Source organism: Flavonifractor sp. HCP28S3_F3 (genome assembly GCF_052065355.1).
Lineage (GTDB): Bacteria > Bacillota > Clostridia > Oscillospirales > Oscillospiraceae > Flavonifractor.
The window spans coordinates 69,074-80,590 of sequence record NZ_JBQHUF010000016.1 but is presented as its reverse complement, the minus strand read 5'-3'; the positions used below and the strand labels follow the sequence as shown (position 1 = coordinate 80,590).

Below are 11,517 nucleotides of genomic sequence, written 5' to 3'. Positions count from 1 at the left end.
CCCGTACCTTTCGGTACGGGCCGCTCCTGTTTTTTCTTTTTTGGTGTACAATATCATACAATAAACATCTCTGTTTCCCTCTTTTTAGAAAGGAGGGAGCGGAGATGCTTACCATTATTGAGATCGCAGCCCGGGAAGACGGAGGCCACGGTCTTCAGAGTCAAAGTCACCGGACGGAGTGTTGGCTGGAGGGCTGGGTGGCGGTGCCGCCCGAGCTGGAGGAGACGGTTTGGGGGTGCCGGGGCTACTGCCAGCTGGAGATCCAGGACGGGGTGCTTACCGGCGTGACACCGGGCGAGCCGCCTGCGATTTCGGAGCCGGAGCCAGGCACCGACGAGCTTTTGGATATCATGTTGGGGGTGAAGGATGATGAGTGACCGGTTACAGCGTGCTGAACAGTTCCGCCGGACTTTACAGCTGTTTGCCGCCTCTCTGGCGGAGGACCGTGCCCTGGAGGTGCCTACCATTTTCCCCGCCTATCAGGCGGGGAAAAATTATGCCGTGGGAGAATACCTGACCTATGGTACAAATCAGCTGGGAGACCCCCAGCTCTACAAGGTGGCCCAGGCCCACACCAGCGCGGCAGAGTGGCCCCCTGTCTCCACCCCGGCGCTTTACACGCCTCTGGGCCTGGACAACCAGGGCTATCCCATCTGGGCACAGCCCAGCGGCGCTCACGACGCCTACAACAAAGGGGATATCGTCAGCTGCAATGGAACGCTATACATCTCCCTCATTGACGGGAACGTCTGGGCGCCGGACGCATATCCTGAGGGATGGGAGGTGTATACCCATGCTGAACAGTCGTAATATCGACGATCTTCGCTCCGACGTGGCGGCCAACTGCCGGATCTGGCAGCAGCTTTGCAAGGCGGCTGGTCTGGCGGTGCTGGTAACCGGCACGGTGCGGGACGAGGAGTATCAGCTCTACTGCTACAACAACGGCACCAGCAAATCCAAGGTGCCCAGCTTTCACGGCGTAAAAGCCGGGCTGGCCTTTGACTTCTGCAAGAATGTGAAGGGCCATGAATTTGACGACCTGGAATTTTTCCAGAAAGCTGCCGCCATTGCCAAGCAGATGGGTTTCGAGTGGGGTGGAGACTGGAAGTCCTTCCCCGACCGGCCTCACATCCAATGGAGCGATGGCGGCAAGTATACCAGCGCCATGATTCGGGCGGGGAAATATCCGCCCGCCATGCCGCTGTATCGGGCGGCGGAGTCTGAACCGCCCAAGCAGGAAGAGAGCCACGAGGAGGAGGACGACATGGTCATTTATCACCAGATCAAGGATATGCCGGACTGGGCTCAGGCCAGCGTGGAAAAAGCGGTAGCCAGAGGCGTTGTCAATCAGTCCGCCGACGGACAGGTCAACATCTACGAACCCAACCTGCAGACCATCGTGCTGCTGGACCGGCTGGGCCTGTTTGACAAGGAGGTGTGAGCCGGTGTTGGATCGGCTTGCGAAACTGATTGATGTCAAGAGCATCGTGACCATTATTCTCACGGGAGTCTTTTCCCTTCTGGCAGTCACGGGGCGGGTGCAGGCAGACCAGTTTCTGACGGTATTCACCGTTATCATCGCCTTCTATTTCGGCACCCAGGCTCAAAAAATCGCGGACAACAAGGGGGAGTAGCCCATGGGAGAGCGGGAATGTTCCGTATCCGGCGGGGCCTGCTCCACAGCGGCGCGTGTTGAGGCGCTGGAGCGGCAGATGCAGACTGAAAAGTCGGAACGCTCCCGCGCCCATGAAAAGATCTATGACCGGCTGGGAGAGCTGGAGAGAGGGATGACGGCGGTCACCACACAGTACAGCCAGATCATCTCCCAGCTGGCATCCATGTCCGCTGATCTGAACACGCTGAAGGACAGGCCTTCCCGCCGATGGGAATCGGTGGTCGCCGCCCTCATCACCGGTGTGGTGGGGTATCTGCTGGCCCGGCTGGGCCTAAACTGAATCAGGAACACCCAAGGGGGCCTGCCGCTTTTGCGGCAGGCCCCCTTTTTTATTTCCGGGCCGCAATGCAGGCAGCTACGGTATTGAGGACCTCCTGATGGGTCTGGTCAAAGATGTGGGTATACACGCGTCCGGTAATGGCGCAGTCCTTATGCCCCAGGGTCTTGCCGATATCCAGCAGGGGCACCCTGGCACTGTTGGCAACGCTGGCAAAGGTATGCCGCAGGCCGTGGATCGTAATGGGAGGCAGGCCGTGCTCCTGGATAAAGCTGTGAAAAGCAGCGGTGACCCGGTTGGGATCGCTGGGCCCGCCGTCGGGCCGGACGACCACATAGCCACTGTCGGTCCAGTGCGGGTCCGCTTTTTTGCGGGTCGCCTGCCGCTGAGCCTCCCGGCGGAGGAGGTCCTCCAGGTCATCTAGTCCGGCAATGCCCAGCTTGCGGATGGAGTGGCTGGTCTTGGGCTGCTTGACCACCACGGAACCGCCGGCAGTGGTACGGACGCTGCAGATGTGGATCAGGTGCCGCTCCAGGTCCACGTTCTCCCAGCGCAGGCCGCAGATCTCGCTGCGGCGCAGGCCCAGGTAGCCCGCCAGCTTGACCACCAGTTCCAGCGGGTGACCCTCTACCTGGGTAAACAGAACGCCCAGCTGCTCCGGGGTGTAGAAGAACTGCTTCGGGCAGGCCAGCCGGGGGGGCTCCACCCGGTCTACCGGATTTTCCGGCAGGATACCCTGCCGAAAGGCGGCTTTCAGCGCGGTGTGAAGCAGGATGTGATGCTTGTGGACGGTATTGGTGCCCAGCTCCTTGTCCCGCAGCATGTCCCCATAATAGCGCTGGATATGGCGAGGCTCCAGGTCCTGGAGGGGAATCCGCCCCAGGGCGGGAATGATGTGGTTCCAGGCGATATTTCGGTAGCAGTAATAAGTGGTGTCTTCCCGGTTGGGGCGTATCACTTCCTCCAGCCAGTAGTCCAGCCATTCTTTCAGAGTCATCCGGGCGGGAGGACGCAGGCGACGCTGAAGCCGCCGCAGTTCAAACTCACACAGCGCCTTTCTGGCCTCCATCAGGTCAGAGAAGGTCTTGGTACCCCGAACCCGCTGTCCGGTACCGTCACGTCCGTAATCAAAATATACATAATAGCGACCCTTGCTTTCATCAAAGGCCAGATTTCTTTCGATTCGCTTTCTCGCCATGTTGTCCTACCTTCCTTTCCGAAAGAGGGATAAAAGCAGCACCATTCTGCCAGCTCTTTTTTCCCCCGTCAAGTGTATAAATCGTTCCTTAAATATTCTTTAGGCCCCTTTCGGCGACCTTTTGGGCTACCTGTTTGTCCCTCATCCATTGGGATTCTTGGATTTATCATTTTTTTACATAAGAGGTCTCCTCTCCTAAATGAGCAAAATATTAGAAGGAGGAATTCCGAATGAGAAACCTCAAGCGGGCGCTGAGCCTGGCTCTGGCTGCCATGATGCTGATCGGCATGATGGTTGTCGGCGCTAGCGCAGCTTCCAAGGATTTCACCGATAAGGATGAGATCAAGAACACTGAGGCTGTCAACACCATGGTGGCTCTGAACGTCATCAGCGGTAAGGAAGACGGCAGCTACTTCGACCCCACCGGCACCCTGACCCGCGCCGAGATGGCTAAGATCATTTCTTATGTCATGAACGGCGGCGTGGAGCCCAACCTGGGCACCAAGGTGATCCCCACCTACAGTGATATCGACAATCACTGGGCTGAGGCTTACATTGAGTACTGCACCAGCATGGGCATCATCGTGGGCGACGGCACCGGCAAGTTCAACCCCGAGGGCACTCTGACCGCTTCTCAGTGCGCCAAGATGTTCCTGACCGCTATGGGCTACAAGGCTGAGGTGTTCGGCTTCACCGGCAACAGCTGGGAGACCAACACCAACCGCTACGCCAACGAGGCTGGCCTGTATGAGGGTCTGGGCGGCCTGTCCGTTTCTGCTCCCATCTCCCGTGACGACGCTTGCCAGATGGCTTACAACGCCATTCAGTCTCCTCTGATGGTCCGCGGCTGGTCCCAGAACCAGCAGACCGGTCAGGTCACTGAGACCTATAACCTGGCTGTCAACGAGCAGGGCGAGGCCATTCGTTCTCTGCTGAGCGAGCGCTTCGGCGGCAAGATCTTCGTCGGCACCTTCGTGGGCAACACCAGCACCAAGGAGTATGCTAAGGACGGTTACGTCAAGATCGACGGCAACCTGACCACCGACGATCCCGATGATGCTGTGAAGCAGGCTTGGCTGCCTTATGACCTGGACATCGCTGGCATCGGCGAGGAGTACAAGGTCATCTACAAGGAAGGCAACGGCGGCAAGGACGGCCAGCCCGATGACAAGGACACCATCTACGGCGTGTTCAACACCGGCGCTACCGACGTTATCACTGCCACTCAGGCCGACGTGAAGGATCAGAAGAGCGATAAGGCTCAGATCAACATCGGCGGCGACAAGTACGACACCGAGGACTCCGTGACCGTGGTCACCAACTATGTTGGTGAGGGCGTTGCTAAGAACGCCAAGAACGGCAGCGAGACCGGCGGCACCGACGGCAAGGGTGTCAACAGCGACCTGACTACCGCCCTGAAGGCTGCCAACGGCAACACCATCAAGGCTGTTACCAACCCCGAGACTGGCAAGATCAGCATTGTCTACATCACCACCAGCAAGATCGCCGCTGTGACCGCTGTCAACAGCGAGAAGGTCTCCATGAACAACGGCGTGGGCACCCTGGTCATCGCCGACAACGAGATCTATGACGGCATCGCCAAGGGCGACGTGGTCGTAGTCACCACTCTGTACAACACCGACAACACCGCCGACAACGCTCTGACCATCGTGGAGAAGGCCGAGGTCGTTTCCGGCACTGTCAACGGCTACAAGACCGTGACTACTCCTTCTACCGCTTATGAGAACGTCACTGTGGATGGCACCGTGTACAACATCTACAACAAGGACGTTCTGCTGAACGCTATCCCCGGCGAGACCGTTACCACCACCTTTGACGATGAGGACATCGGCGAGACCTTTGATCTGTACCTGGTCAACGGCTTCGTGGGCGCTGCCATCCAGACCTCTGAGTCCGCCAACAACTACTCCCTGGTCACTGCTGTGAGCGAGGGTGGCGTTGCCGGTTCTGCCTTTGAGCCCCTGAAGCTCCAGGTCGTGGACGCCGAGGGCACCAGCACTGTCATCACCGTCAGCAAGGACAGCAAGGATGTCAACACCGGTGGTTCCAGCAAGGATGTTATTGATGATGATGATTACAGCATTGGTGACATCATTGTCTACACTGGCGACTCCTCCAACGCTGTTGTCACCGTTAAGGGTAGCATGACTTCCAGCTCCAAGAGCTACAACGAGAACACCAAGGCTTTCGACGGCAAGGTGACCACCGCTGACTGCGTGCTGTTCGCCGAGACCACCGACAAGGCTCTGGGTGCTACCGGTGCCAAGTACAAGGTGTACAACATCCGCTCCCTGGACGGCTTCACCGCTACCAACACCACTTATGCCGTCAATAGCGACGACAAGGTCGTGGCCGTGTTCGCCGACCTGGGCAGCACTCCCGCCGGCGCCACCAGCACCACCGTGTACGGCATTGTGACCTCCTACAACGGCACCGTGAAGATCGACAGCGTTGCTTACTATCAGTACACTGTTGCTTCCAACGACGAGACCTACACCGTCAACATGAACACCAACGAGAAGATTGCCAAGGGCAACCTGGTTTCCTTCGATCCTGTTGGCGACAGCATCTACGCTGCTGACGATGTGACCGTGGTGAGCGGCACTGCTGTGTACGTCAAGGAGTACAGCGAGGCTGACGGCACCCTGACCTACTTCACCAGCAAGTCTGGTTCCGAGGGTCAGTGGACCGGCGAGACTCAGAAGACCCTGGCTCTGGACGAGGACTGCGTCATCGTCTATGTCGACGCTGACGGCGACGCCGCTGGCTCCGACATCGGCGTGAACGGCTTCGACTCCGTCACCGGCCACAAGAACGCCGTTATCGTCACCAAGCCTGTTGACGGCGAGCAGGTGATCGTGGCTATCTTCGTGGAGACCTCCAACAAGTGCGACATCCTGTAATCAGGAAAACACAGATTGGAACGGGCTCCATAGCCTAAAATGAAACTGCCCCCCAGACATTTGTCTGGGGGGCGGTTTTTCTCTTATCGCAAAGCAATATAGTAATAGAAATAGTCGCTTTCGTTTACTCTGTGATAAGAGTTGTCGCAGTGCAGCTGAAATCCGGTACTGCATATTTCTACAATTGGTGCGTCGCTGCTCCCAAAGTCCACAATTGGATGCTCGGGGAGAGCCAGTCCTCCGTATACTACATGTGTGCCGGAATTATACGTGCTGGTAAAGCCGCCCCAGGTATAGAGATATAATGCTTTGGGCTGAAAACCCAAGTCAATTGTCCGCTCCATTGTATCATCACCGGCATAGGTACCAGTGACGGCCAGAGCCTTGCTGCTTGCCGTTTCAAAAATTTCATATAGCGTCTGGTCGATTTTCTGAAGATCCGTGTTGAAATCCGAGCGTAAAAAGTTGTCCTCAGGAACCCATTGGTGCAGTCCGTAATGTTCTGTGTATGTTGCCATCTGAACCCCTCCCTTTTACCTCTGCGCGGCAGGCCCCAAAAGGTGTACGTCTGCTGCTGCGGGGCGCTTTTGCTGCCTTTTTTTCGAGAAAAGGGAGATTTCAGGTACTTTTCAAAACACATTCCCGCAAGGAGACCCTAATGGCGGAAAAACGTACACAAATTTGCGGGTTTCCTCCAGGTATAAAGGGGGAATGTACATGGCAAACTATACACAGAACTACAAGCTTCACCAGTGGGAGCCCAACGACGACTTTTTACGCACGGACTTTAACGAGGATCTGCTCAAGATCGATACCGCATTGGCAGCAATGAACGGTCTGATATTCGGCTCTTACGCCGGCGACGGTACAGAGGAACGCTTCATTTCTCTGGGGTTCACACCTAAGGCCGTTTATGTCTGCACAGACGACGGAATTGCCGGTTCCCTGGAGGGTCACGAATATTGCTATGGCGGACTTGCCTTTACCGGACACCCGGTCAAGCAGGGCGTAGACATCATCGCAATAGAGACCAACGGTTTCCGAGTCTACCAGCCCAATGTCAACATCCGCACAAACCTGTCAAATGAGACTTACTATTATGCGGCGGTACGGTAGAAAGAGAAGCAGACCCGCGGGAAATCCCGCGGGTCTGCTTTTTTGCTATTCTGAGAAACTCAGACAGATTAGCCGAACACGTTGGCCTCGTTGGAGGTCTCAACAACGATGTGGCTGATCACGCCGTCGGAGTTCACCAGGATGATAACGTTGGAGTAGCCGGTCATGGCGTCGAAAGCGCCAACGCCGATCTGGTCACCAGCGGTATCGGCCTTGGTGTTGACGTACACGATGGTCACGTCGTCAGCAACAGCCTTGGTGGTCACGCCGGTGGGGTTGGTGTAAGCGCCGTCGCCATCAGCAACGCCCTTGCCGGTGTAGTAGGTCAGCAGCTTCTCAGACTCGTCATAGCTCTTCACATAGACGGTGCTGGTAGTGTAGTTGGTGCCGTCGATGGTCTTAACAACGTCGGTGTACTCGCTGGCGTTGGACAGAACCACGAAACCAGTGTTGTTGTTGTAGCGGTCATCGGAGGAGGGAGCGAAAGCAACCACGTTGCCCTTGGTCAGGGTGTCGTTGCTGGCAGCATCCTCGATGTTGACGGTGTAGGTCTTGTCGTTGGAGGCCACAGTGTACTGGTTGTAGGCCACGTCATCAAACTTCACCACGCCGTTGTCGCCGGTCACGATGCCGATCACAGCGTCGGAGGTGTTGGTGTTGATGTCGTCACCGCTGCCGATGAACACGGCCACGACCATGCCGTCGTCGTTGGTAACATAGGTGTAAGCATTGGCAGACACGTCGAAGTCCTTCATGCTGCGGATGCTGTAAGCCTTGTAGGTGCTGGCGTTGGTGATGGAACCAAAGGCAGCGTCGGTAGCGCGGAACAGGACAGCGTCAGCGGCGGTAACAACACCGTTGAAGGTCTTGGCGGTCTTGTCGTAGCCGGTGGTGGTGCTGTTGCTGGAAGCGCTGCTGTAAGCAGCCTCAACAGTGATCTTGGCGTTATCAGCGGAACCAGTGTAGGTCACGATATCGCCCAGAGCGGGGCTGGCGCCCTTGTCGGAAACGGTCAGGGTGGTCTTGGTGCCGTCGGCAGCCAGGACAACAACCTTCAGAGCGTTCAGGGTGGAGCCAGCGGTGCCGGCGTTCTTGTCAATGACCAGGGAGTAGTTGGTGGCGTTCTCGGAGGTCTGGATAGCAGCACCAACGTAGCCGTTCACCAGGTACAGAGTGAAGGTCTCGCCGATGTCGCTGGAGCCGAAGCTGGTCTTGCCGGTCTCACCAGCAACGCTGGCGGGCATGGCAGCCTTGTTGTAGATCTTGTAAGCGGTGCCGTCCACGGTCACGTTCTCGGTGCCCTTGTAGCCGGTCACCTTGCCGGAAACAGTCTCAGCCTTGGTGACAACCACATAGGAGTCAGCCACAGCGGACTTGTAGAGCTTGCTGTAAACGACCACGTCGTTCTTGGCAATGCCCTCGTAAACCTCGTTGTCAGCGATCTTGATGGAGCCCAGGCCGCTGATGGTCACCTTCTCGCTGTTGACAGCGGTCACGGTGCCCAGCTTGTAGGTCTGCACGTAAGCCTTAACGACCTTGCCGTCGTCGTTCAGGATGAACTTCACAGTATCACCCTTCTGAGCGGACAGAGCGGAGAAGGCGGTCTTGGCGGAAGCAATCAGGGCAGTCTCATTGGCGCCAGCGGCGGTCACGTCAGCAACAGCGCCGAAGTCGGTCACAACCAGCACGTCGCCGGCAGTGGGAGCAGCAATGCTGTACTCCACGCCGTCAACCTTGATCTTGCCAGCGGTGGTGTAGTCGGAAGCAGACTTAATGTCGTTGGAGGTGACGTTCAGCACGTCGGTGGTGCCGGCGTTGTAAACGCCATAGATGGTGTCCTTGGAGTCGGGACGGCCGTCGGTGCCGCCCACACCCTCCTTGTAGATGACCTTGAAGTTCTCGCCCACGCCGGCGATGTCCAGGTCATAGGGGAAGGTAGCGACCTTGTCGGTCCAGCCGGCGGCGGAGGTGTCGTCGGTGGTCAGGGCGCCGGTAACGCGGATGTTGCCTTCCTTCAGGCCCAGGGTGTCGCTGTTGCCGTCGAAGCTGCCGACAAAGATGTTGCCGCCAAACTTGTCAACGAACAGGGGGCTGCCGGTCAGGGTGTAGTTCTGGGTGATCTGGCCGGTGGTCATGTCCTGGCTCCAGGACAGCTTCATGGTCTTGGACTGGATGGCGTTGTAAACCATCTGAGCGGCGTTGTCGCGGCTGATGGGATCGGAAGCGGAGACACCAGCCAGCTCGTCGTACAAACCAGCAGCGTTAGCCTCACGGTTGACGTTGATCTCCCAGCTGTTGCCGGTGAAGCCAAACACGTCATCCTTGTAGTTCATGGCGGTCAGCAGCATCTTGGCGCACTGAGAAGCGGTCAGAGTGCCCTCGGGATTGAACTTACCGGTGCCGTCGCCAACAATGATGTTCATGCTGGTGCAGTACTCAATGTAAGCCTCAGCCCAGTGGCCCTTGATGTCACTGTAAGTAGGAGTGACCTTGGTGCCCAGGACGGGCTCCACGCCGCCGTTCAGCACGTAGGTGACCAGCTTGGCCATCTCGGCACGGGTCAGGGTGCCAGTGGGATCAAAGTAGCTGCCGTCCTCCTTGCCGCCGATCACGTTCAGGGCAACGAGAGTGTTAACAGCCTCAGTGTGCTTGATTTCATCCTTGTCGGTGAAATCCTTGGAAGCCGCGCCAGCAGAGACGACCATCATGCCGATCAGCATCATGGCAGCCAGAGCCAGGCTCAGCGCCCGCTTGAGGTTTCTCATTCGGAATTCCTCCTTCTAAAATTTTGTCCATCTTAGGGGAGGAGACCTCCCCTTCATGAACTTACATGCATAATATACACGACCACCCCCCAACCGTCAAGCGTTTGACGGGCTTTGTAACGAAAGCGTAATATAAGCCGCTCTCTTTTTCCGAGCTTTTTCTTCCGCTTCCATATCGTGCAGTTTTACGCATGCTTTCTATGGTTTTAGACGCTAATTGTGGAATTTTGTTCCCCGCTTTTTGCAGTTTTTTTGCCCGGCGTTGTACGGCGGCGTACACCCAGCTTTATATATAAGGTAGCCCTCCCTCGGGCAAAACAAAAAGGACATCCTTTCGGATGTCCTTTTTGCTGGTGGAGACGACAGAACTCGAATCTGTGACCCCTTGCGTGTGAAGCAAGTGCTCTACCGGCTGAGCTACGCCTCCATATTGGTGACCCGTACGAGACTCGAACTCGTGTTACCGCCGTGAAAGGGCGGTGTCTTAACCACTTGACCAACGGGCCATGTTGCCCAAGCGGGCGGGAACCGCTTTCCCTGAAATGGAGTCCCAAAAGACGGCACGTGCCGTCTTTTGGGTCTGGTAGCGGCACCTGGATTTGAACCGGGGACACTGCGGGTATGAACCGCATGCTCTAGCCAACTGAGCTATGCCGCCGTTTCTTGCCCGGACGAACAGGGCAAGAGATAGTATAGCCGATTCCGCTTCGCTTGTCAACAGGTTTTTTCTATTTTTTCTAAATTAATCGATTTTATACCCGACGCCCCAAACCGTCTTGATAAACCGGGGGTTGCGGGACGGCTCTCCCATCTTCTCCCGCAGGCGGCGGATATGGACCATCACCGTGTTGTTCCGGTCCAGGTATTTCTCCTTCCACACCGCCTCGAACAGCCGCTCGGCGGAAATCACCTGTCCTCGGTTCTCACACAGCATCCACAAAATGTCGAACTCGATGGGGGTAAGCCCCAGCTCCTTGTCATACAGCCAGCACTCGTGGGTGGAGCGGTTGATGACCAGACCGTTGAAATCAATGATGTCCCGGCTGTCGGGGGCCTTCTCCGCCTCGTTGTACCGGGTGTACCGCCGCAGCTGGGCCTTTACCCGGGCTATCAGCTCCAGGGGATTGAAGGGCTTGGTGATATAGTCGTCCGCCCCGATGGTCAGGCCGGTGATCTTGTCGATGTCCTCCGCCTTGGCGGTGAGCATGAGCACGGGGAAGTGATGGTCCTTCCGGATCTCCCCGCAGAGGGTGAAGCCGCTGATGTCAGGCAGCATCACATCCAGAATGGCAAGGTCCAGCGGCTGCTCCCGCACCACCTCCAGAGCCTGGGTGCCGGTGCCGCACTTGAATACGGTACAGCCCTCGCTCTTCAGGTAGACCTCCACCAGGTCGGCGATCTCCGGTTCGTCATCCACAACCAGGACTTTGGCTTCCATGTGCATTTCCTCCTTTTCCGCCACATTATTATAAAGGAAGGAAAACGGGAGCGTCAAGCCGCCCGGCCCATCGTAAGAAAAACATCACAACTTTTCCACACAGGGGTAAGTAGTGACTTTTTGT

11 protein-coding genes and 3 tRNA genes are annotated in these 11,517 nt (G+C 57.0%); 7 read left to right on the top strand and 7 right to left on the bottom strand.

Features of this window, described 5'->3' with window-relative positions:
• The first annotated feature begins 104 nt into the window (after window positions 1-104).
• The 5 genes from ACTNB1_RS13360 to ACTNB1_RS13340 are packed head-to-tail and all read left to right on the top strand — an operon-like array spanning window position 105 to window position 1,955.
• Entirely contained in the window at window positions 105-377 is a 273-nt protein-coding gene (locus ACTNB1_RS13360; RefSeq protein WP_441170134.1) for a toxin-antitoxin system toxin subunit, read from the top strand.
• Window positions 370-810: a hypothetical protein gene (locus ACTNB1_RS13355; protein ID WP_441170133.1), complete on the top strand. Its 441-nt coding sequence runs from the start codon at window positions 370-372 to the stop codon at window positions 808-810. The genes ACTNB1_RS13360 and ACTNB1_RS13355 overlap by 8 nt, the downstream gene beginning before the upstream one ends.
• Window positions 794-1,441 carry a M15 family metallopeptidase gene (locus ACTNB1_RS13350; protein ID WP_441170131.1) on the top strand — a complete coding sequence of 216 codons (648 nt, stop codon included), beginning with the start codon at window positions 794-796 and terminating at the stop codon, window positions 1,439-1,441. The genes ACTNB1_RS13355 and ACTNB1_RS13350 overlap by 17 nt, the downstream gene beginning before the upstream one ends.
• A 4-nt stretch (window positions 1,442-1,445) precedes the next feature.
• Window positions 1,446-1,634, top strand: a complete 189-nt coding sequence (locus tag ACTNB1_RS13345; protein WP_441170130.1) for a hypothetical protein — start codon at window positions 1,446-1,448, stop codon at window positions 1,632-1,634.
• Between the two features lie 3 nt (window positions 1,635-1,637).
• Window positions 1,638-1,955 carry a hypothetical protein gene (locus tag ACTNB1_RS13340; protein ID WP_441170128.1) on the top strand — a complete coding sequence of 106 codons (318 nt, stop codon included), beginning with the start codon at window positions 1,638-1,640 and terminating at the stop codon, window positions 1,953-1,955.
• A gap of 49 nt (window positions 1,956-2,004) precedes the next feature.
• Here ACTNB1_RS13340 and ACTNB1_RS13335 read toward each other — a convergent pair whose 3' ends face one another.
• On the bottom strand, window positions 2,005-3,150 hold the full coding sequence (locus ACTNB1_RS13335) for a tyrosine-type recombinase/integrase (RefSeq protein ID WP_441170127.1): 1,146 nt from the start codon (window positions 3,148-3,150) through the stop codon (window positions 2,005-2,007).
• Window positions 3,151-3,380: 230 nt separating this feature from the next.
• Here ACTNB1_RS13335 and ACTNB1_RS13330 point away from each other — a divergent pair, with 230 nt between their 5' ends.
• Window positions 3,381-6,074: an S-layer homology domain-containing protein gene (locus tag ACTNB1_RS13330; protein ID WP_441170125.1), complete on the top strand. Its 2,694-nt coding sequence runs from the start codon at window positions 3,381-3,383 to the stop codon at window positions 6,072-6,074.
• Between the two features lie 83 nt (window positions 6,075-6,157).
• Here the strand turns inward: ACTNB1_RS13330 and ACTNB1_RS13325 are convergent, their stop codons facing one another.
• Complete coding sequence (locus ACTNB1_RS13325; protein WP_441170124.1) at window positions 6,158-6,592, bottom strand: hypothetical protein; 435 nt, start codon at window positions 6,590-6,592, stop codon at window positions 6,158-6,160.
• A 199-nt stretch (window positions 6,593-6,791) separates the two neighbouring features.
• On the opposite strand from ACTNB1_RS13325, the gene ACTNB1_RS13320 reads away from it, so the two are divergent.
• The gene (locus ACTNB1_RS13320; RefSeq protein ID WP_441170122.1) at window positions 6,792-7,190 is read left to right on the top strand and encodes a hypothetical protein; all 399 of its coding nucleotides are present in this window, start codon (window positions 6,792-6,794) and stop codon (window positions 7,188-7,190) included.
• Between the two features lie 68 nt (window positions 7,191-7,258).
• On the opposite strand, the gene ACTNB1_RS13315 is transcribed toward ACTNB1_RS13320, so the two are convergent.
• From ACTNB1_RS13315 to vanR, 5 genes are all read right to left on the bottom strand, one after another.
• Window positions 7,259-9,955, bottom strand: coding sequence for an S-layer homology domain-containing protein (locus tag ACTNB1_RS13315; protein ID WP_441170121.1), 2,697 nt, complete (start codon window positions 9,953-9,955; stop codon window positions 7,259-7,261).
• 351 nt (window positions 9,956-10,306) lie between these two features.
• Window positions 10,307-10,382: transfer RNA gene (locus ACTNB1_RS13310), tRNA-Val, on the bottom strand.
• Window positions 10,383-10,386: 4 nt separating this feature from the next.
• Window positions 10,387-10,461: transfer RNA gene (locus ACTNB1_RS13305), tRNA-Glu, on the bottom strand.
• Window positions 10,462-10,536: 75 nt separating this feature from the next.
• Window positions 10,537-10,613, bottom strand: a tRNA-Met gene (locus ACTNB1_RS13300).
• Window positions 10,614-10,697: 84 nt separating this feature from the next.
• Window positions 10,698-11,393, bottom strand: coding sequence for a VanR-ABDEGLN family response regulator transcription factor (gene vanR / locus ACTNB1_RS13295; RefSeq protein ID WP_441170120.1), 696 nt, complete (start codon window positions 11,391-11,393; stop codon window positions 10,698-10,700).
• Window positions 11,394-11,517 lie beyond the last annotated feature (124 nt).